Consider the following 20,249-nt stretch of genomic DNA (forward strand, 5'->3'; position numbering starts at 1 on the left):
CCCCCAAACCGTCGAACATCTGTTGGAGACTCGCAGCCGCAGCGTTCGGATACGTGGTCAACGCCGCCGCAGCCTGGACATCACGGTCGTTCAGCGCCGCCACGAACTGGTCCACGACGCGCTCGCCCTCACTGGGCGGACTGTCCAGCGCCCAGAACGCAACAGTCGACGTCACAGCAAGACTTGCCCCCACAGCAACCACGTAGCGGCCGCGTATCCGGCGCACAACCGGCATCCCCACAGAACTCATGAGTCACAATATTCACTAGAGTCACACGAGTAACAAGCACGGTATTCACTCGCTCCGGTCACGATTCGGCGTCGCCGGCTCCCTCTTCGGTCAATGCACCGCCCGACGCTCAGCGCAGGAATCGACCTGCAGCGTCGACGGCGGGTGCGGAGCTCTGGGCGTCGTACACGAAGACTGCGAAGGCGAGGTCGTCCTGAATGCCGACGAACCAGCCGTGTGCGCCTTCGTTGCTGGGACCGAATTCGGCGGTGCCGGTCTTGCCGAGCAGGCCGGGGATGTCCTGCAGCTGAGTGGCCGTTCCGGCGGTGACTGTTTCTCGCATCATCGTCTTGACCTGGTCGGCGACGGTGGCATCGACAGGCGCCACCGTCTTGTCGGCGACACCGGGTTGACCCTGGACCAGGGTCGGGGGCTTCAGGGATCCACCGGCGATCGACGACGCCACCAGCGCCATCCCGAACGGTGTTGCCGTGACGGCTCCCTGACCGATGGCCGACTCGACGCGTGCAGCCGGGGTGTCCGCGAGAGGGACGCTGCCGGTGACGGAGGTCAGCCCAGGAGTCACGTAGTCGACGCCGAGGCCGTACTGCAGTGCCGTCTGCTGGAGTCCGTCGGCGGGCAGGCCGACGCCGAGTCGTCCCATCGTCGTGTTGCACGAGCGAGCGAATGCCGTGTGCAGTGGCACGTCGCCCAGATCGAAGTTGTCGTCGTTGGGTATCTGCCTGCCCTCGATGTTCTCGGTGCCGGGGCACGGCAGGATCGTGTCGGGGGTCGCTGTTCCGGCTTCGAGGGCGGCGGACGTGGTGACCGTCTTGAACGTCGACCCGGGCGGGTAGAGACCGGTCAGCGCGATCGGCCCCTGCGCATCGGCGGCCGAGTTCTGCGCGACCGCCAGAACGTTGCCGGTGGACGGTTGCAGTGCGACGATCGCCGCTTGCTGCGGGATCGACGCAAGCGCGTTCTCTGCTTTCAGCTGCAGGCCGGTGTCGAGCGTCGTCGCGATGTCCGGCGCGGGGGTGGCGTCGAGCCCGGCGAGCTGCGTCACCGTACCGTCGGCGTTCACCGACTGAACGGACCAGCCCTTGTTGTCGTCGACCTGGGACTGCCACAGCTCGGACACCCCGGTCAGCGCGGGCGACGTCAACGCTCGGTCGGTGGTGAGCAGTCGAAGCTGCGGGGCAAGCGTGACGCCCGGCGTCGCGGACAGGGGTGCGGCGATCGGATCGATGTCCGACTGCCGGAGCGACACCACCGTTGTGGAATTCCCCTGAGAAGCAGCCTGATCGGCGGCAATCGACTCCGCCGTGATGGTCGGCACGATCGGCGTGATGTACGACGCGACGGCCGCCGGGTCGGCGGTGGAATCGACGTTCACCAGGGTGACCGTCTGCTGCGACATCAACTCGGTGCCGCTTCGGTCGAACACTCGGGGAGCGACGAGCGCGTCGGTCGGGGTGTATCTGACGGTGGTGTCGGCGGACAGTCCCGGTGCCAGTACGGCCGGGTCCCATTGAATGCGCCAGCCCTGGTCGGTTTCGGTTGCCGTGGCGGAGGTGTCGTACTGCCACTGCTTCGGTTCGCCGTCGGGTTCCTCGGTGCCGTCGTTGGTCGTCGAGAACCGCCAGGTGGCGTCGAGGGTCACCGCGCCGCCCTCCTCGGATGCCGAGGCGACCTCGAAATCGGGAGTCGCCGTCACGGTGCCGCCCCCGCTCAAACCGTCGTACAGGCCGTTCAGCGACGCTGTCGCGGCGGCAGGGTCGGTGGTGAGCGCGGCCGCCGCGTCGGCCGACCCGCTGTTGATCGCGTCTACGAATGCTTGCGCGGTGGTCATGGGTTCCGGTGGACCGTCGTCCCCGCAGCCGGCAAGAACCAGTGCCACCACAGCACACAGAGCGGGAACCGTCTTCATGGATGTGCGCACCCGTCCGATCATGCCTGATTCCTACGTGAGTGGAAATGACAGGTGATTTCTGGTCGCTCCGCAGGCTCCGCGCCTGTCCCAGGGCCTGCATTTCCACTCACGTAAATGGGTTGCGGGGGACCCGAAGCGGGTCTATCGTGGTTCTCGCCTTGCTGCCAACAGAATCGGAGAGGCCGTTGCTCTTCTAGAGGTTTTCTCGCCTGCATCCCTGCACGCACACCTCTGGAGCAATCATGTCTACATCCCCTTCCTTGCGCATGTCCGATCTCACCTTCGCGTGGCCGAGCGGCGATCCCGTTTTCGACGGACTCGACGCTGTGTTCTCCTCCGGCAGAACAGGACTCGTCGGATCGAACGGGGCCGGTAAGTCCACCCTGCTGAAGATCGTCACAGGCCAGTACACACCGACCCGCGGTTCGGCCACCGTCGACGGAGTCGTCGGCTACCTTCCACAGGACATCGCCCTGCACACCGATCGCCGGGTCGACGACATTCTCGGCCTTCGTGCTCTCCGAGAAGCGTTGCATCGCATCGAATCCGGTGACGGATCCGAGAACGACTTCGGTGTGGTCGGCAACCGCTGGGACGCCGAGGACCAGGCCGTCGCACTGCTCGGGCAACTCGGTCTTGGCCACATCGTTTCTGTCCGAACCGATCTGGACCGTGTCATCGGAACCCTGTCGGGCGGGGAATCGATGCTGTTGGCTCTGACCGCACAGTTGCTGGCGGAGCCGGACGTACTGCTGCTCGACGAGCCGACGAACAACTTGGATCTGCACGCTCGCGCCCGGCTCTACCAGGCTGTTCAGTCGTTCGACGGCGTCCTGGTGGTGACGAGTCACGACGTCGAACTCCTCGATCTCATGGACTCCACGGCCGAGCTGAGGGCCGACCGATCCGGGCCGACTCGGCTGCGGATGTTCGGCGGCAACTACTCGCACTATCGATCGGTGATCGATGCCGAGCAGGAGGCTGCTCGGGCCGCACTGCACGATGCCAAGAACGACGTTCGCAAACAGGAACGCGAATTGGTCGAGGCCAGAACGAAGATCGATCGACGGGCGCGGTACGGCAAGAAGATGTACGAGCAGAAGCGCGAGCCCAAGATCGTCATGGGCGCGCGTAAACGGGCAGCTCAGGTTTCGGCGGGCAAGTTACGCAACAACCACATCGAGAAGGTCGACGACGCTCAGGAGGTACTTGCCGCTGCCGAGGAACGGCTCCGTGACGACAAGGAGATTCGCGTCGACCTTCCCGACACGGAAGTGTTTGCCGGACAGCAGATCACGGCGGTCGACGAACTCGCCATCGTCGGTCCGGAGCGGATCGCGTTGATCGGGCCGAACGGCAGCGGGAAGACCACCCTGCTGCGTGCGATCGACAAGGCGGGACCATCGGTACCGTGGCGGTACCTGCCGCAGCGCCTCGATGTGTTCGACGAATCACGAACGGTGGCAGAGAATGTCGCCGATGTGGCCGTTCACGCCACCAACGAGCAGATCCGCGCCCAACTCGCGAGATTCCTGTTCCGCGGCAGCGACGCGGACGCCGTGGTGTCGACGTTGTCGGGCGGGGAGCGCCTGCGGGCGGCGATCGCCCGAATCCTGCTTGCCGACCCTGCACCGAAACTGCTCATGCTCGACGAACCGACGAACAATCTGGACCTCGCCAGCAAGAAGCATCTGACCGAGGCGCTGGCGAGCTACCGGGGCGCACTCGTCGTCGTCAGCCATGATCTGCCGTTCCTACGAGACCTCCAGCCGACGAGATGGGTGGAGTTGGGCCCAGACGAGGAGACCGATTTGCCGGAGTCACTGTAGGTTCGAGCGATGACCGTAGCGGGAATCGTCGGCCGACTGCCCGGAGTAGTCACTGCCCGCGGTTACCGCCGCGAGTGGCTGCGCAGCGACATCACGGCAGGCCTGGTACTGACAGCTCTTCTCATTCCAGCCGGAATGGGATACGCGCAGGCAGCAGGGTTGCCCGCGTACGCCGGGTTGTACGCCACGATCGTTCCGCTGCTCGCGTACGCGGTCGTCGGTCCGTCGAAGATTCTGGTCCTGGGGCCGGATTCGTCGCTGGCGCCACTCATCGCCGCCGCCGTCATCCCGTTGGCCGTCACCGACGACCCGTCGAGCGCTCTGGCGTTGGCGGGGATCCTCGGCGTGCTCGTCGGCGTGATTTTGATCGCGGGTGGCTATCTTCGGCTCGGGTTCGTCACCCAGCTGCTGTCGAAACCCATCAGGCTCGGTTATCTGAACGCGATAGCGCTCATCGTCATCGTCGGCCAGCTGCCGAAGGTCCTGGGGTTCTCCGTGGATGCAGACGGTGTGACGGGGCAGTTCACGGAGATCGTCCGTTCCGTTCTGGGCGGCGACATCGACCCGGTCACCGCTGCTGTCGGACTCGGATGTCTCCTCGTCATTCCCGCTTTCCGACGGTGGATCCCGCGCATTCCCGGCGTTCTCGTTGCGGTCGTCGGCGCGATGGCCGCAGCCGCGCTTCTCGATCTCACCGATCGATTGTCGATGGTCGGCGAGCTACCCCGCGGACTGCCTCTCCCCTCGTTCGGAGGGGTCGACTGGGGTGACGTCGTGTCGCTGATCGGGCCCGCCGCCGCGATAGCCCTGCTGGCGTTCGCCGACACGGGCGTTCTGTCCCGCACTTTCGCGGCCCGACACGGCGAAGAGGTGAACGGCAGCACCGAGATGAAAGCCATCGGCGTGGCCAACGTCGCCGGGGGTTTGTTCGGCGGATTCCCGATCTCGGCGAGTGGATCTCGAACACCGGTCGCCGAACAGAACGGTGCTCGAACTCAACTGACCGGCGTCGTGGGAGCCCTCGCGGTCCTCGCGTTCGTCCTCGCCGCACCCGGGGTCACCGCCTACCTCCCCGACGCGGCGCTCGGTGCCGTCGTGATCGTGGCCGCGACGTCGTTGATCGACGTGTCCGGTCTCGTACGGATGTGGCACATGAGCCGGGTCGAATTCGGGCTGGCGGCAGCCGCTTTCCTCGGCGTCGCCCTCGTCGGGGTGCTGCAAGGAATACTCGTCGCGATCGCCCTGTCGTTCTTCGCCGTCGTCGCGCGCGCCTGGCAGCCGTACCGCACCGAGCTGGTCCGAACGTCGGACCGTCCTGGCTTCCACGACATCGACCGGCATCCCGACGGTGAACGGATCCCGGGTCTGCTTCTCGTCCGATTCGACGCGCCGCTCTTCTTCGCCAACGGCGACATCTTCGACCAGTACATTCGCACTGCCGTCGCAGATGCTCCGGTCCCGGTGGAATGGGTGGTCGTGGCTGCCGAACCCATCACCGGGCTCGACACCACAGCCGTCGACGAACTCGTCGAGCTCGATCAATTCCTGGAGGACAAGGGAATTCGCCTTGCTTTCGCCGAGATGAAAGGCCCGATCAAGGATCGGCTCATCCGTTTCGGCGTGGGCAGCAGATTCGACGGGTCCAGATTCCACTACACCGTCGAAGCCGCCGTCGATGCCTTCCATCGCCGCTGAACTACTCCCGCGATCTGCGCGCGAACAGGCGATCACCCCATTCCGACAGGGGATCGAGAAGTGAGTTGAGCTCGCTCCCGTCCGTGCTGAGCCGGTAGTCGACGCGCAACGGAAACCCGTCGGCTGCGGTGCGCACCACGAGACCGTCACGAACGAGCTCGCGCAATTGGTCGGCAAGCACCTTCTCGGAAATCCCACCGATCTGTGTGCGCAGCTCCGCGAAACGACGATCGCCCTCCGCGAGCCGCCACAGAATCGTCGGCTTCCACTTCGACCCGATCAAGCCGAAGACCACGTTCACTCCACATGGATTCGGATCGTTCACGACGCACCCCTCCCGCGGCTGTACTTACTTCATTGTGCGTACTCGACGGCAGCGCTGCACCCGGGAATCATTCCGATCATGACCAAGTCGACAGCAATTCTGGGCCTCGGCGCGATGGGTGAAGCAATCACACGTGCAGCGGCGGGCAAGGGACATCACCTTCGCGCATGGAACCGAACCCCGAGGACGATCGATGGAATCGACGTCGAGATGTCGGCAACGGTGGAGGACTGCACGCAGAATGCCGTCATCGTCGTCGTGTGCGTGCGAAACCACGAGATCAGCCGAACCGTCATCGATCGCATTCCAGCAACGAACACCAGCGGAGTGTTGATCAACTTCTCGACAGGTACTCCCACCGACACCGTCGACTCGGCTGCGCTGGCCGCTGCCCGAGGAGTCCGGTACGTGACCGGCGCGATGATGGTGCCGACTTCGATGGTGGGAACCGAGCACTGCTCGGCGCTCTACGCGGGCGCGGAGGAGGACTTGACCGCCGCACAGCCGATCCTCGACGCACTGGGAGGAAGCAGCGACATCGTCGGGGACGATCATTCGACGCCACCGGCGCTCGATCTCGCGATGCTCGACATCTACTTCTCCGGCATGTACGCCTACTTGCACGCAGCTGCATTGGCCGCAGCTCACGGTGTCGAGCCTGCAGCGTTTCTGCCCTATGCCCGGGGGATCGTCGACACTCTCGGCGGTTCCCTGCCCGCGTCGACGACGTCGCTTCGACACCGTCGGTACGACCAGGGCGACGCCCGGCTGGACATGTGCTTGTCGTTCCTGACGCACATCGTCGAATCGAGTCACCAAGCGGGAATCGACCCCGGTCTGGCGGAACACGTCAGAGCAGCGTCCGCACGGGCTTTGGACCATTGGCCCGCTGCCACGGATTGGGATGTGGTGGCAGAGAAGTTCCTGGGCGAATCCCGCTCCCGACCACGTATGGCCGATACAGGACAATGATGCGGTGGACTTCGCTACCAACCCCGCCGACGGAACCCGCATCGCCTTCCAGGTCGTGGGATCAGGACCACCGTTGCTGCTGGTGCACGGCAGCCTGCTGACGCACACGATCTGGCGAACCTTCGGATACGTCAAGGCACTTCGACCCAGCCGGACGTTGATCCTCGTCGACATGCGCGGCCACGGGCGAAGCGACAAGCCGCACGAGATCGAGGCGTACACGATGGACTCCATCGTCGGCGACCTCGTGGCAGTCCTCGACGCGGTAGGCGTTCCCAGCGTCGATTACTGGGGCTACTCCTACGGCGCCCGAGCCGGCCTGACCCTGGCAGCGCGCGCACCCGAGAGGGTGACCAAGCTGATCTCCGGCGGCGGTTCTCACGGACCGCAGAAAGGCGCCTTCGACCGGCTGTTCTTCCCCGGTTGCGCCGACGTCCTCGCCGACCGAGGAATGGACGGATTCATCGAGGAGTGGAACAAGCACCGACTGTTCCCCGTCGACGCCGCTACACGTGCTGTGTTCTCCGCCAACGACTCCGACGCCATGGCGGCCTACTTCCGGGCATCCGACGCAGAACCCGGACTGTCCGACGCCGACCTGCGCGGCCTGAAGATCCCGTCACTGTTCTACGTCGGATCCCAGGACACCACGCGACTCGACGACACCGCATCCGCAGCCGCACTCGTGAAGAACTCCGAACTGCACACCATCCGCGGATTCGACCACTCGACCACCCCCGCCGCAAGCGCCGAAGTCCTCGCCGTCGTCGAACCGTTCCTGAAGCATTAGCGTCGTACCCGCTTTTCGGACACCCGCTTTCGGGCTCCCGCCTTTCGGGCTCCCGCTTTTCAGGCTCCCGCTTTTCAGGACCGAATGTGCCGTTCGGTCACTTGAAGTGACCGAACGCCACGTTCGGTCCGGAAAAGACACGGTCAGAGGTACAGATCCCGCTTACGGACGAGGGCTGTGGCGATGACGCTGATGACGGAGGTTCCGACGAGGAACGTGCAGGCCAGCCAGGGTGATCCGCTGCCTGCTGCGATGAGGGCGGTCAGGATCAACGGTGTGACGCCCGAGGCGTAGATGCCGGAGAACTGGTAGACGATGGACAGTCCGGTGTAGCGGATTTCCGTCGGGTAGAGGCTTGCGTACAGCGTTCCTTGTGCGCCGTAGAACAGGGCGTGGACGAATCCGAAGACCAGGACGAGGCCGAGGCCGAACAGCCACAGGCTTCCGGTATCGAAGAGGGCGAACACCGGGAACACTGCCGCTCCGTAGAGTGCGATGCCGATGACGTAGATCCTCTTGGCGCCGTATCGGTCGACGAGCAGTCCGGACAGCGGGAGCAGCAGTGCCATGACGACGGCTGCGACGGTGACGACGAGCAGCACCGGAACCTTCTCGAAATCCAGTTGTGTCGTTGCGTAGGTGATGGCGAAGACACCCCACGTGTTGAAGGCAGCGCCTTCACCCCACCGCGAGAGAAGACCGAGCACGGTTCCTCGAATGGACTTGCGCGCGAACACCTCACGGACCGGTGCCGACGAGCGTTGCTTCAGGTCGGTGACTTCCTGGAACGCCGGTGTCTCTTCCACTTTCAGGCGTACCACGAGGCCGACTGCCACGAGCACCAAGCTGAGCAGGAACGCGATGCGCCATCCGTAGGCGAGGAAGGCGGCGTCGTCGAACACTGTTTGCAGAAGCGCGAACACCGCTGTGCCGAGCGCCAAGCCGAGTGCCAGTCCGATCTGCGGGATGCTTCCGAACAGGCCGCGCTTCTTCGCCGGACTGTGCTCGACGGCGAGCAGTACGGCGCCGGCCCATTCGCCACCGAGTGCGAAGCCCTGGAGTATCCGAAGAAGGAGCAGAAGGATCGGTGCGAGTACGCCGATCTGTTCGGTCGTCGGCAACGCGCCCATCAGTGCCGTGGCGATGCCCATGATGAACATCGTCAGAGCGAGCGTCTTCTTCCGGCCGATCCGGTCGCCGAAGTGCCCGAACACGACGCCGCCGATGGGTCTGACGACGAATCCGACGGCGAAGGTCGCGAACGACAGCATCGTGCCGACGAACGAGCTCTGATCGGGAAAGAAGAGTCGGTTGAACACCAGGCTTGCGGCGGTGGCGTAGAGGAAGAAGTCGTACCATTCGACTGTCGTTCCGAGGAGGCTCGCCGCGACGACGGTGCGGAGTCGTTTGCGTCTGGCCGGGTCCGATTCGGCCGGTGCGGCCTCGGCGAATGCAGTCATGTGGAGCCAGAGTAAGCCTGCTTCGACAGCAGGTCATGGATTCGAATCAGCCTGATTGCAACCCTGGACACCGTCTGTGGACGTTGCCAGAATCGGACAACATGTCTCTACGCTTCCATTGGTTCCTGCCCACGTACGGCGACTCCCGCAATCTGATGGCGGGCGGACATGGATCGTCGATGTCCGGAGATCGACCCGCGACGCTGAAGTATCTCAACCAGATCGGCGCCGCAGCGGAGAGCAACGGATTCGAGGCGGTCCTGACGCCAACGGGTGCGTGGTGCGAGGACGCGTGGTTGACGACGGCGATGATGATCGACACCACCGAAACCCTCAAGTTCCTTGTCGCCCTACGGCCAGGTCTGCTCAGTCCGACGTTGGCCGCTCAGATGGCCGCGACGTTCCAGTGGCAGTCCGGCGGACGTCTCCTGCTGAACGTCGTCACCGGTGGCGAGGACCACGAGCAGCGACGGTTCGGCGATTTTCTGGACAAGAACCAGCGCTACGAGCGCTGCGGTGAATTCCTCGACGTCACCCGTCGCCTCTGGGCGAACGACGGGCCGGTGTCCTTCGACGGCAAATACATCAAGGTGGAAGAAGCTGCGCTGCAGCGTCATCCGGATCCGGTGCCGCCGATCTTCTTCGGTGGTTCGTCGCCGGCCGCGGGAACGGTGGCGTCGCAGTTCGCGGACACCTACCTGACGTGGGGGGAACCAGTAGCGGCGGTCGCATCGAAGATCGCGTGGATCAGGGACCTGGCGGAGGTGCAGGGCCGCACCCTCGATTACGGCATCCGGCTGCACGTCATCTCACGAGACACGTCCGAGCAGGCGTGGGCAGAGGCGGACCGCCTGCTCGGCGGCCTCGATCCCAAGACCATCGAAGCGGCGCAGGAAAGCCTGTCCCGCTCGGTGTCCGAGGGCCAGCGTCGTATGCGTGAACTGCACGGCGGCGGCAGCGCGTACACGGCAGGCGCCGACGCCCGCTCACTGGAGATCGCGCCCAATCTGTGGACGGGAGTCGGCCTGGTCCGCGGAGGGGCGGGCACAGCCTTGGTGGGCTCACACGAGGAAGTGGCCGATCGCATCGCCGAGTACGCGTCGATCGGGCTCGATCACTTCGTTCTCTCCGGTTACCCGCACCTCGAAGAGGCCTACCACTTCGGTGAAGGCGTGCGGCCGATCCTCGAGAAGCGCGGTCTCACACGGGCCCGTGACTCGAGAAATGTTTCGGTCGGAACACCTTTCATGTGATGCTCCTATGAGCATCACATGCGGATGGTGTCGTCTCGATACTCCCCGGACAGGACTTCACCGGAGTTCTCGCGGGCTCGAAGCTCGACGCGTCGAATCTTGCCGGAGATGGTCTTCGGAAGCTCGAAGAACTCGATTCGACGCACCCGCAGGTACGGCGCCAGATGTTCGCGGGCGTACTTCAGGATCTCGATTGCTGTGTCCTCGTTCGGTTCCCAGCCGGCGGCGAGGGCAACGTAGGCCTTCGGCACGGCCAGGCGCGTCTCGTCGGGAGCAGGGACGACGGCCGCTTCGGCCACGGCTGGGTGCTCGATGAGCACGCTTTCGAGCTCGAAGGGCGAGACCTTGTAGTCCGACGCCTTGAACACGTCGTCGGTGCGTCCGACGTAGGTGATGTAGCCGCGTTCGTCACGGGATGCCACATCGCCGGTGTGGTAGTACCCGCCGGACATGACTTCGGCGTTGCGAGCCGGGTTGTCCAGATAGCCGGTCATGAGATTGAACGGATGCTGCTCGAGGTCCAGGCAGATTTCACCCTCGTCCGCGCGCTCACCGGTCACCGGATCGATGATCACGACGGGCACACCGGGGAGCGGTCGACCCATCGAACCGAACTTCAGCTCCGCGCCCGGCGTGTTCGCCACCAGCGCAGTGGTTTCCGTCTGACCGAAACCGTCACGGATGTTCAGGCCCCACTGCTTCTGCACGTGCGAGATGACTTCCGGGTTCAACGGTTCGCCCGCACCGATGGCCTCACGCAGCGCACCCCGGCCACCGGAAATGTCGGCCTGAATCAGCATGCGCCACACCGTCGGCGGGGCGCAGAACGTCGTCACCTCGGCGCGACGGATCTGCGCGAGCAGAGCCTTGGCGTCGAACCGGGTGTAGTTGTAGACGAAGATCGTCGCCTCGGCGATCCACGGTGCGAAGAAGCAGCTCCACGCGTGTTTGGCCCACCCGGGTGAACTGATGTTGAGGTGGACGTCGCCCGGCCTGACACCGAGAAAGTACATCGTGCTGAGGTGGCCGACGGGGTAGGACACCTGGGTGTGCTCGACCAGTTTCGGCTTACTCGTCGTTCCCGAGGTGAAGTACAGCAGAAGGCGATCGTCGGGGGCTGTCACCGTCTCGAACGGTTGCGCGTCCTGGACGTCGTACGCCGAACGGAAGTCTGTCCAACCGTCGTGCGCACCGACCGACAGCTTCAGATACTCACCCGGCACCTCGTCGAACTTCGGTGCGTCGGCGGGGTTGACGATGACGGCCTTGGCTTTCCCGCGCTGCAGGCGGTCGGTCAGGTCCGCGGAGCCGATCGCCGTGGTCGTCGGCATCAGAACGGCGCCGAGCTTCATGACGGCCAGCATCGACTCCCAGAGCTCGACCTGGTTGCCGAGCATCAGGATCACCGAGTCGCCTCGGCCGATGCCCAGAGATTCCAGCCACCGCGCCACCTGGTCGGAACGCCGCGACATGGCGTCGAACGTGTACTTGCCCTCGGACCCGTCCTCCTCGACGATCCACAGGGCGGTGCCGTCGTTGCCTCGTGCGTACGCGTCGAACCAGTCGATGGCCCAGTTGAACTTCTCACCGAAGGCGGGCCACTGGAAGTTCTCCGTCGCAGCGTCGTAATCGCCGTAGGCATCCAGCAGTACGTCGCGGGCCTGCTTGAACGCGGTGTAGGCCGTTCCGTCCGTCATGATCACTCCCTAGCTGTGGCGCACATCTCACTTACTCTTCACGCTATTGAGTCGAGTGGTGAGCGCGCTACCCCCGAACAGGGGTACGGGGGTAGCCGCTTGGTTCCGGGGGTGCTCAGATCCGCTCACCCGATTCCGGGTGGAACAGGTGAATTGCACCGTCCAGCCGTGTGAGGGCGACGCTTTCGCCGATCTTCGCGGGAGCGCGAACGGCCGAGCGTGCGACGAGGGACACCGGTCCACCGTCGAGTCCCTTGACCTTGGGGTCGTCGAGGTGGGCGTAGACGTACGATTCGCTGCCCAGCTCCTCGATGAGGTCGACCTTGCCCTCGAAACCTTCCCCGCTTCCACGCGTGATCCCGAGCTGCTCGGGCCGAAGCCCGACGGTCACGTTGTCCAGTCCGAGCGAGGCGAGCTTGGTCAGTTCGTCGCGTTCGAGAGGCAACAGGAAGTTGCCGATCTGCACTCCGCCGGACCCGATGGGCACCGTCATGAGGTTCATCGCGGGCGAGCCGATGAAGCCGGCGACGAAGGCGTTGACCGGATTGTCGTAGAGGTCGGTGGGCGACGCGAACTGCTGCAGCTTGCCACCGCGCAGCACGGCAACCCGGTCACCCATCGTCATGGCCTCGACCTGATCGTGGGTGACGTACACGGTCGTCGTGCCGAGACGACGCTGCAGGGCCGCGATCTGCGTACGCGTCTGCACGCGCAGTTTGGCGTCGAGGTTGGACAGAGGCTCGTCCATGCAGAACACCTGGGGCTCACGAACGATGGCGCGGCCCATGGCAACTCGCTGACGCTGACCACCGGAGAGCTTGCCCGGCTTGCGGTCGAGGTACTCCGTCAGGTCGAGGATCTTGGCGGCCTCCGCGACCTTCGCCTTGCGCTCCTCCAGCGGGACGCCGCGCATCTTGAGCGCGAAGCCCATGTTCTCCCCGACGGTCTTGTTGGGGTAGAGCGCGTAGTTCTGGAAGACCATGGCGATGTCGCGGTCCTTGGACGGCACGCCCACCATGTTCTTGCCACCGATCTCGATGGCACCGCCGTCGATCTCCTCGAGCCCGGCGAGCATGCGCAGAGCGGTGGACTTGCCGGAACCGGACGGTCCGACGAGGACGACGAACTCACCGTCCTGGATGTCGAGGTCGAGTGAATCGACGGCGAGCTTGTCGGCACCTTCGTAGACGCAGGATGCCTTCTTGTACGTGATTGCAGCCATTTCAGTGAGCTCCTGTACCTATTTGATGGCGCCGAAGGACAGACCGCGCACGAGCTTGTTCTGCGCGAACCATCCGGCAAGGACGACGGGGAGGGCTGCGAAGGTCGCAGCGGCGGACAGCTGTGCCCAGTACAGGCCCTGTCCGGTGATGAAGCCGACGAGGTAGACCGGAATGGTCTGTGCCTGAACGGCGGTGAGGTTGACGGCGAAGAAGAACTCGTTCCACGAGAAGATGACGCAGATGAGCGACGTCGCGGCGATACCGGGAGACACGAGCGGCAGGATCACCTCACGCACCGAGGTCCACAGCGATGCACCGTCCATGCTGGCGGCCTCGAGCAACTCGCTCGGAACTTCCAGGAAGAACGACCGCATCATCCACACCGCGATGGGGAGATTCATTGCGGTGTAGAGGATCACGAGTGTCCAGATGTTGTCCAGCATGCCGATGTCGCCGACGATGACGTACAACGGAACGATTGCCGCGACCACCGGGAGCATCTTGGTGGAGATGAAGAAGAACAGCACGTCCTTCGTCTTCTTCACCGGCCGCAGCGACAGAGCGAACGCGGCCGGAACACCCAGCAGCAGAACGAGAAGCGTCGAGACCACGGTCGCGAACGCCGAGTTGAGCAGGGTGGTGCCGATACCGCTCTCGAGCACTCCGCGGTACTGATCCAGCGTCGGGGTGAAGAACAGCTTCGGTGGGTCCGAGTAGGCGTCGGCCTCCTGCTTGAAACCGGTCAACACCATCCACAGCACGGGGAAGAAGAACGTGATGCCCGCGACCCAGGCGACGAACGACCAGATGGTGCCCGGGCCCCACTTGCTCTTGCGCTTGATGGCGACACCGTCGGATGTCTGCGGTACTGCTTTCTTGTTCGTGGTAGCGGTACTCATCACGCAGCCTCCTCGTTTCCACTGAAGCTCTTGAAGATCAGTCTCAGCGCCAAGGTGCTGACGATGATGGTGGCCACCACCGTGACCACACCCATGGCCGCGGCCTGCCCGATGTCGAATCCGAGGAAGGCGCGCTGGTAGATGTAGAACGGCAGGTTCGCCGAGGCGACACCCGGGCCGCCCGAGGTCATCATGTACACCGCGTCGAAGGTGTTGACCAGGTAGATCGCACCGAGGACGGCACCGAGTTCGATGAACCGCCGCAGGTGCGGGAGGGTGAGCTCCCGGAACAGCTTGAAGGGCCCTGCGCCGTCGACTCGCGCCGCCTCGGAGATGTCCTTGGGCATCGACTGCAGACCGGCGAGAATCAGCAGCATCATGAACGGCGTCCACTGCCAGATCAGGTTGGCCATGACGGCCGGCAGCGGGTAGCGAGAGACCCAGTCGATCTGGTCCACGCCGAACGGGCTGAGCACGAAGTTGATCAGGCCGAAGACCGGATCGAACATCGTGGTCTTCCAGATCAGCGCACCGGCGACCGGAGTGATCAGGAACGGTGTGATCAAGAGCGTACGGATCAGGCTGCGGCCGATGAACTTTCGATCCAGCAGCAACGCCAGGAACAGACCGAGGATCACCGAGATGATGACGGTGCCGACGATCATGATCACCGTGTTCAGTGCGACTTCACGAAACTGACTGTCGCGGAACACGTCGACGTAGTTGTTGAGCCAGTTGAACTCTCGCGAACCAGGTCGGACGAGGTTCCACGACTGAGTCGAGTAGTACAGCGTGAACAGGAAGGGGATCTGGGTGACGACGATAGCGAACACCATCGCGGGCAGGAGCGGGCCTCGTCGACGCCACCCCTCGGCCTTGGAGATGGTTCTCGGTCTCGGTACGAACTTCTCGGAATCGGCTTCCGCCGATCGCGTTTCGGTGGTGGTCATCCCTGGCCCTCCTGGTACGTCTTACCGACCACTTCGGCGTACTGCTGCGCTTGTTCGAGCGCGTCCTGGACGCTGATTCGTCCTGCTACTGCTGCACTGATCTGCTGGCTGACACGAGTTCCGAGGTCCTGGAACTCGGGAATGGTCAGGAACTGCACGCCCGTGTACGGGACGGGGTCGACCGTCGGATTGTTGGGGTCCGCACCGTTGATCGAGTCCAACGTCACCTGGCCGTACGCCGCAGACGCTTCCTTGTACTCGGGAATCTCGTAGGTGGACAGGCGGCTTCCGGGCGGAACGCGCTCCCACCCCAGCTCGTTTCCGACCTTGTTCAGGTACTCCTTGCTGGTCATCCACGACACGAACTTCCATGCGTCGTCGGGATTCTCCGAGGTGGTGGGGATTCCGAGCGCCCAGGAGTACAACCAGCCATTGTCGCCCTTGGCTTCGCTCGGGGCCTTGGCGTATCCGATCTTGCCGACGACGTTGCTGGACGTCGGATCCTCGAGCACCGACACGGCGGAGGTGGCGTCGTACCACATCGCGGTGTTGCCCTGCGAGAGCTGCGTTCCGCACTCGCTGAATCCGCTGGTTGCGGCGCCGGGCTGGCCGTGCTCGCGGACGGTGTCGACGTAGAACTGAACGGCGGCTTCGGTTTCCGGGCTGGTGAGCTGTGCGTTCCAGTCCTCGTCGTACCAGCGTCCACCGAACGAGTTGATGACGGTGTTCAGCGGGGCGAGAACCTCTCCCCAGCCGGGCTTTCCGCGGAGGCAGATTCCCGAGACGTCAGGGCTGTCGAGTTTCGCGGCGGCGTCGGCGACTTCCTGCCACGTCGGCTCCTCCGGCATCGTGATGCCTGCCGCTTCCATCAGATCCTTGCGGTACATCAGGAACGACGACTCACCGTAGAACGGGACGGAGTACATGCTGCCCTCGTAGGACAGTGACTCCTTCAGCGTCGGAATGAAGTCGTCCTCGTCGTAGCCAGGCGTCGCGTCGGCGTACTCGGACAGGTTGGTGAGCCAGCCGTTCTCGGCCCACTGCGGGGTCTCGAAGTTGCTGATCATCACGACGTCGAACTCACCGCCACCGGTGGCGACGGACGCGGTGATCTTGGCACGAGCCTCGTTCTCCGACAGAGACACGAACTTCAGATTGATACCCGGGTTCTCGGCCTCGAACTCGGGCGCCAACGAGATGGCGTCGGACATCTGCGAGTTCGACACGATGGCGACGGTGATCGTCGTGCCGTCACCGTCACCACCGATCGAACCTGCGCCGGCACAGCCGGACAGCGTCAGGGTCGTCGCGAGCGAGGCCGCGACGACCACCTTGGGTAATAACCTCACTGGGACACACCTTCCGTTGTATGCGCCATCAACCAACGCGCACTTTCGATGTCGGTGACGAGTACGGAGGCGAAGCCACCGCGAAGTGCACCGAGTATTGCCTGGTGTTTCTTCACACCACCGGAGATCAGAATTGCCCGGTCGCACGACCGAATGGCGTCGAGTCCGACGGACACCGTTCGGTCCGGAAGCGAACCGCCCGTCGGGGTCCCGTCGGCATCGAAGAATCGTCCACCGATTTCACCGACGGCGCCGAGACTGCGGAGCTCGTCGATGATCTCCAAGTCGATGAAGCTGCCCTCGAACAGCGTGGTCGACGTGGAAACGGGACCGAGGCCGTACATCATCGCTTCGGCCTCGGTCCCGGCTTGTAGGGCGCGGGATATCACCGAATCCTGCTGCAACGCCGTCACTGTCGCCGGATCGGCGTACAGCGGCGCGTTGAGCCGGACGGGCCGCGCCTGCAGATATTCCGCGCAGCGGCCCAGGGTGTACTCCACACCGGTCTGGTAGTCGGCCGAACTCATCGACCCGTCGAGCTGGACCACCTGGGCGCATTTCGCGCCCCTCGACTTCAGCGAGTGTGCGACGGCCACGGTTTCCGGGCCCCACGTGAATCCGAGTGTGTCGGTCGACGCCAACCGCCTTGACAGCACCGCGGCCGCGGCACGCCCCAGCGATCCGTACCCCCGGTCGGTGCCGTCGATGACGTCGGGAACGACGAGAGCTTCCGTCAGCCCGAAGGTTCGCTCGAGATCGCGCTCGATATCGGCGTGCACGGTGCCCTGCAACTCATCGGGCACGTTGATCTCGATGGTGACCAGCCCGAGCGCTCGCGCTTTGGCGACCAGCCGTCCTGCGGTGGGGCGGGAGACCCCGAGCTTGGCGGCAATCTCCGCCTGCGTCGCCCCCTCGACGTGATACATCGACGCCGCACGGAGGGCGAGCCGCAGGTCGTCGGTGGTTTTCGACGAACGCTGCGGTCCCGGAACCTCGGGGACCGAAATTGTCACAACTCTCCTGCGGACGGTGAGCATATGCTCAGGGTGTGTTCTTCTGCTCATTAAGCTAACATTCAGGTGTGATCTACACAACACCAACCCAAGAGGAGTTTCAGGTGCCACAGTCGATGCAGGTCAGCGTTCTCAGCGGACCCCACGAGATTCGACTGGAGGAGCGACCGGTTCCCACCCCGGCGGCCGACGAGGTTCTGGTCCAGGTCACCGCCGTCGGAGTCTGCGGATCCGACGCGCACTACTACCGGGAAGGCCGAATCGGCGACCACGTCGTGAACGGCCCACTGGTACTCGGACACGAAGCAGCAGGCGTGATCGTCGGAGTCGGTTCCGCAGTGGCCGACACCCGAATCGGCCAGCGCGTCTCGATCGAACCTCAGCGCCCGGATCCGACGAGCGCACAGTCGCGCGCCGGCCGATACAACCTGTGCCCGTCCATGGAGTTCTTCGCGACGCCGCCGATCGACGGCGCCCTCGCCGAGTACGTGTTGATCCAGTCGGTCTTCGCGCACACGATTCCCGACGAGATCTCCGACGAAGCCGCTGCCCTCTTCGAACCGTTGTCGGTCGGCATCGCGTCGGCCCAGAAGGCACGGATCACGGCGGGTTCCAGCGTGTTGATCGCGGGCGCGGGCCCGGTAGGCCTCGTGACCGCACAGGTCGCCCGCGCATTCGGCGCCACGACCGTGATCGTCAGCGACATCGACGCGGCTCGTCGGGTCAACGCATCCACCTTCGGCGCGACGCAGGTCCTCGACCCTGCAACGGACGATGTTCGAGAGCTCGAGGTCGACGCGTTCATCGACGCGTCCGGTGCGGCCAGGGCCGTCGTCGACGGCATTCATGCGGTTCGGCCCGCAGGTACCGTGGTGCTGGTGGGTATGGGTGGATCCGACTACGCGTTGCCGATCTCGTTGATCCAGAACCGCGAACTCGTACTGACCGGAGTGTTCCGCTACGCCAACACCTGGCCCATCGCTCGTGAACTGGTTCTCGGCGGACTGGTCGACCTCGACGCAATGGTCACCGCACGGTTCGATCTCGCTCACGCCGAGGACGCGTTGAACGCGGACAAGGCCGCTGGAAGCATCAAAGCTGTTGTCATCCCAGGACTCTCGAAGGAGACCGACGTATGAAGCTGAACTCGCGCACACTCGACGACTTCATCGAGGACGTCGCAGTGCCCACCTACGATCGGTCCGACGTGACGGCCGGGATCGTGCATTTCGGTGTCGGCGGGTTCCACCGCGCCCACCAGGCGATGTACGTCGACCGACTGCTTCAGCAGGGCGAGGCGTCGGAGTGGGGAATCTGCGGTGTCGGCGTCCTCCCCGGTGACCGGAAGATGAAGGACGTCTTGGACGCCCAGGACTGCTTGTACACGCTGGCGCTCAAGCACGCGGACGGCACCTGGGACACCCGAGTCATCGGGTCCATCGTCGAGTACCTCTTCGCACCGGACGATCCCGAGGCCGTGATCGAGAAGATGGCCGCGGAGTCGACGCGTATCGTCTCGCTCACCATCACCGAAGGCGGATACAACTTCTCCGCGACGACGGGCGAGTTCGACGCCGAGAATCCGTCCATCCAGGCCGATCTGAAGGACGGGGCCGTTCCGTCGACGACGTTCGGGTTGGTCGTCGCCGCTCTCGCGCGACGCAAGGACCGCGGACTGAAGCCGTTCACCATCATGTCCTGCGACAACATCGAGGGCAACGGGCACATCGCGCAGTCGACATTCACTGCGTTCGCGCACCTGAAAGATCCCGAGTTGGCGCAGTGGCTGACCGCCGAGGGCACATTCCCCAACTCGATGGTCGATCGCATCACGCCGGTGACCACTCCCGAAGTGGTGCAGAGCCTTTCGGAGCGTTACGCGCTGGACGATCAGTGGCCTGTCGCGGGCGAGCCGTTCACGCAGTGGGTCCTCGAGGACAAGTTCACGCTCGGTCGCCCTCCGTTCGAGGACGTCGGAGTACAGGTGGTCGAGGACGTCACGCCGTACGAGCTGATGAAGCTGCGACTGTTGAACGCGAGCCATCAGGCACTCGCGTACTTCGGCTACCTCAGCGGCTACCGGTTGGTGCACGAGGTAGCCCAGGACTCACTGTTCTCCGAGTTCCTGCTGGCCTACATGAACAACGAAGCGACTCCGACGCTGCAGCCGGTCCCCGGCATCGATCTGGGTGACTACAAGAAGACACTGATCGAACGCTTCTCCAACCCGGAGATCCGCGACACCGTCGCGCGGCTGTGCGCGGAGTCGTCGGACCGAATTCCCAAGTGGCTGTTGCCCGTCATCCGCAAGAATCTCGAAACCGGCGGAGACATCAGGTTGTCCACTGCCGTCGTCGCCAGCTGGGCACGGTACGCCGAAGGTGTCGACGAGCAGGGTCAGCCGATCGAGATCGTCGACCAGCTCGCCGACACCCTGATTCCGATTGCCCGGAAGCAGCACGACGATCCCACGGCCTTCATCGCCAACCGCGCAGTCTTCGGCGACCTGATCGACAACGAACGCTTCGTCACCGAATACCGCACGCAGTTGGACTCTCTGCACTCCGAAGGCGCCCGCGCGACCCTGGAACGCCTCCGCCACACGTGAGTGGAGATGTAGGGCAGGGCCTAC

16 protein-coding genes and 1 pseudogene are annotated in these 20,249 nt (G+C 64.3%); 7 read left to right on the plus strand and 10 right to left on the minus strand.

Annotated elements, in window-relative coordinates:
• Together CH289_RS06705 and CH289_RS06710 are read right to left on the minus strand one after the other, a co-directional pair.
• A pseudogene (locus CH289_RS06705) lies at positions 1–175 on the minus strand (NTF2-like N-terminal transpeptidase domain-containing protein); the annotation flags it as partial.
• 184 nt (positions 176–359) lie between these two features.
• Positions 360–2,183, minus strand: coding sequence for a penicillin-binding transpeptidase domain-containing protein (locus CH289_RS06710; RefSeq protein WP_441347094.1), 1,824 nt, complete (start codon positions 2,181–2,183; stop codon positions 360–362).
• 245 nt (positions 2,184–2,428) lie between these two features.
• Between CH289_RS06710 and CH289_RS06715 the strand changes: the two genes are divergently transcribed.
• Positions 2,429–3,991: an ABC-F family ATP-binding cassette domain-containing protein gene (locus CH289_RS06715; RefSeq protein WP_094727619.1), complete on the plus strand. Its 1,563-nt coding sequence runs from the start codon at positions 2,429–2,431 to the stop codon at positions 3,989–3,991.
• A gap of 9 nt (positions 3,992–4,000) precedes the next feature.
• The gene (locus CH289_RS06720) at positions 4,001–5,686 is read left to right on the plus strand and encodes a SulP family inorganic anion transporter (protein WP_094727620.1); all 1,686 of its coding nucleotides are present in this window, start codon (positions 4,001–4,003) and stop codon (positions 5,684–5,686) included.
• A 1-nt stretch (position 5,687) separates the two neighbouring features.
• Here CH289_RS06720 and CH289_RS06725 read toward each other — a convergent pair whose 3' ends face one another.
• Positions 5,688–6,011 (minus strand): winged helix-turn-helix transcriptional regulator, encoded by a 324-nt coding sequence (locus tag CH289_RS06725; protein ID WP_230594018.1) that lies wholly within the window; start codon positions 6,009–6,011, stop codon positions 5,688–5,690.
• A gap of 78 nt (positions 6,012–6,089) precedes the next feature.
• Here CH289_RS06725 and CH289_RS06730 point away from each other — a divergent pair, with 78 nt between their 5' ends.
• Positions 6,090–6,983 carry an imine reductase family protein gene (locus CH289_RS06730; protein WP_094727621.1) on the plus strand — a complete coding sequence of 298 codons (894 nt, stop codon included), beginning with the start codon at positions 6,090–6,092 and terminating at the stop codon, positions 6,981–6,983.
• A 4-nt stretch (positions 6,984–6,987) separates the two neighbouring features.
• Positions 6,988–7,773, plus strand: a complete 786-nt coding sequence (locus CH289_RS06735; RefSeq protein WP_037139877.1) for an alpha/beta fold hydrolase — start codon at positions 6,988–6,990, stop codon at positions 7,771–7,773.
• 143 nt (positions 7,774–7,916) lie between these two features.
• On the opposite strand, the gene CH289_RS06740 is transcribed toward CH289_RS06735, so the two are convergent.
• Complete coding sequence (locus CH289_RS06740; RefSeq protein WP_020112349.1) at positions 7,917–9,233, minus strand: MFS transporter; 1,317 nt, start codon at positions 9,231–9,233, stop codon at positions 7,917–7,919.
• A gap of 101 nt (positions 9,234–9,334) precedes the next feature.
• Here CH289_RS06740 and CH289_RS06745 point away from each other — a divergent pair, with 101 nt between their 5' ends.
• Entirely contained in the window at positions 9,335–10,486 is a 1,152-nt protein-coding gene (locus tag CH289_RS06745; RefSeq protein WP_094727712.1) for an LLM class flavin-dependent oxidoreductase, read from the plus strand.
• A gap of 14 nt (positions 10,487–10,500) precedes the next feature.
• On the opposite strand, the gene CH289_RS06750 is transcribed toward CH289_RS06745, so the two are convergent.
• The 6 genes from CH289_RS06750 to CH289_RS06775 all read right to left on the minus strand — a co-directional run bounded on the left by CH289_RS06750 (position 10,501) and on the right by CH289_RS06775 (position 17,641).
• Positions 10,501–12,183, minus strand: a complete 1,683-nt coding sequence (locus tag CH289_RS06750) for an AMP-binding protein (RefSeq protein ID WP_170949252.1) — start codon at positions 12,181–12,183, stop codon at positions 10,501–10,503.
• A gap of 115 nt (positions 12,184–12,298) precedes the next feature.
• Positions 12,299–13,405 (minus strand): ABC transporter ATP-binding protein, encoded by a 1,107-nt coding sequence (locus CH289_RS06755; protein ID WP_019667815.1) that lies wholly within the window; start codon positions 13,403–13,405, stop codon positions 12,299–12,301.
• 18 nt (positions 13,406–13,423) lie between these two features.
• The gene (locus tag CH289_RS06760; RefSeq protein WP_019667814.1) at positions 13,424–14,305 is read right to left on the minus strand and encodes a carbohydrate ABC transporter permease; all 882 of its coding nucleotides are present in this window, start codon (positions 14,303–14,305) and stop codon (positions 13,424–13,426) included.
• A complete protein-coding gene (locus CH289_RS06765) occupies positions 14,305–15,255 on the minus strand; it encodes a carbohydrate ABC transporter permease (protein WP_019667813.1) in 951 nt (316 codons plus the stop codon). The genes CH289_RS06760 and CH289_RS06765 overlap by 1 nt, the downstream gene beginning before the upstream one ends.
• Positions 15,252–16,604, minus strand: coding sequence for an ABC transporter substrate-binding protein (locus CH289_RS06770; RefSeq protein ID WP_441347093.1), 1,353 nt, complete (start codon positions 16,602–16,604; stop codon positions 15,252–15,254). Before CH289_RS06770 ends, CH289_RS06765 begins: the two co-directional genes overlap by 4 nt.
• Entirely contained in the window at positions 16,601–17,641 is a 1,041-nt protein-coding gene (locus tag CH289_RS06775) for a sugar-binding transcriptional regulator (protein WP_080738078.1), read from the minus strand. The genes CH289_RS06770 and CH289_RS06775 overlap by 4 nt, the downstream gene beginning before the upstream one ends.
• A gap of 92 nt (positions 17,642–17,733) precedes the next feature.
• Here CH289_RS06775 and CH289_RS06780 point away from each other — a divergent pair, with 92 nt between their 5' ends.
• Complete coding sequence (locus tag CH289_RS06780) at positions 17,734–18,756, plus strand: NAD(P)-dependent alcohol dehydrogenase (protein ID WP_094727713.1); 1,023 nt, start codon at positions 17,734–17,736, stop codon at positions 18,754–18,756.
• The gene (locus tag CH289_RS06785; protein WP_094727622.1) at positions 18,753–20,225 is read left to right on the plus strand and encodes a mannitol dehydrogenase family protein; all 1,473 of its coding nucleotides are present in this window, start codon (positions 18,753–18,755) and stop codon (positions 20,223–20,225) included. Before CH289_RS06780 ends, CH289_RS06785 begins: the two co-directional genes overlap by 4 nt.
• Positions 20,226–20,249: the final 24 nt, after the last annotated feature.

This window comes from Rhodococcus sp. RS1C4 (assembly GCF_002258225.1).
In the GTDB taxonomy this organism is placed as follows: Bacteria; Actinomycetota; Actinomycetes; order Mycobacteriales; family Mycobacteriaceae; genus Rhodococcoides; species Rhodococcoides fascians_E.

What these genes read in the sequence shown, in the direction of transcription:
- CH289_RS06750 (WP_170949252.1), bottom strand. Translation starts at nt 12,183, where the DNA reads ATGACGGACGGAACGGCCTACACCGCGTTCAAGCAGGCCCGCGACGTA.
- CH289_RS06745 (WP_094727712.1), top strand. Translation starts at nt 9,335, where the DNA reads ATGTCTCTACGCTTCCATTGGTTCCTGCCCACGTACGGCGACTCCCGC.
- CH289_RS06775 (WP_080738078.1), bottom strand. Translation starts at nt 17,641, where the DNA reads ATGCTCACCGTCCGCAGGAGAGTTGTGACAATTTCGGTCCCCGAGGTT.
- CH289_RS06760 (WP_019667814.1), bottom strand. Translation starts at nt 14,305, where the DNA reads ATGAGTACCGCTACCACGAACAAGAAAGCAGTACCGCAGACATCCGAC.
- CH289_RS06785 (WP_094727622.1), top strand. Translation starts at nt 18,753, where the DNA reads ATGAAGCTGAACTCGCGCACACTCGACGACTTCATCGAGGACGTCGCA.
- CH289_RS06730 (WP_094727621.1), top strand. Translation starts at nt 6,090, where the DNA reads ATGACCAAGTCGACAGCAATTCTGGGCCTCGGCGCGATGGGTGAAGCA.
- CH289_RS06740 (WP_020112349.1), bottom strand. Translation starts at nt 9,233, where the DNA reads ATGACTGCATTCGCCGAGGCCGCACCGGCCGAATCGGACCCGGCCAGA.
- CH289_RS06765 (WP_019667813.1), bottom strand. Translation starts at nt 15,255, where the DNA reads ATGACCACCACCGAAACGCGATCGGCGGAAGCCGATTCCGAGAAGTTC.
- CH289_RS06780 (WP_094727713.1), top strand. Translation starts at nt 17,734, where the DNA reads ATGCAGGTCAGCGTTCTCAGCGGACCCCACGAGATTCGACTGGAGGAG.
- CH289_RS06755 (WP_019667815.1), bottom strand. Translation starts at nt 13,405, where the DNA reads ATGGCTGCAATCACGTACAAGAAGGCATCCTGCGTCTACGAAGGTGCC.
- CH289_RS06710 (WP_441347094.1), bottom strand. Translation starts at nt 2,183, where the DNA reads ATGATCGGACGGGTGCGCACATCCATGAAGACGGTTCCCGCTCTGTGT.
- CH289_RS06720 (WP_094727620.1), top strand. Translation starts at nt 4,001, where the DNA reads ATGACCGTAGCGGGAATCGTCGGCCGACTGCCCGGAGTAGTCACTGCC.
- CH289_RS06715 (WP_094727619.1), top strand. Translation starts at nt 2,429, where the DNA reads ATGTCCGATCTCACCTTCGCGTGGCCGAGCGGCGATCCCGTTTTCGAC.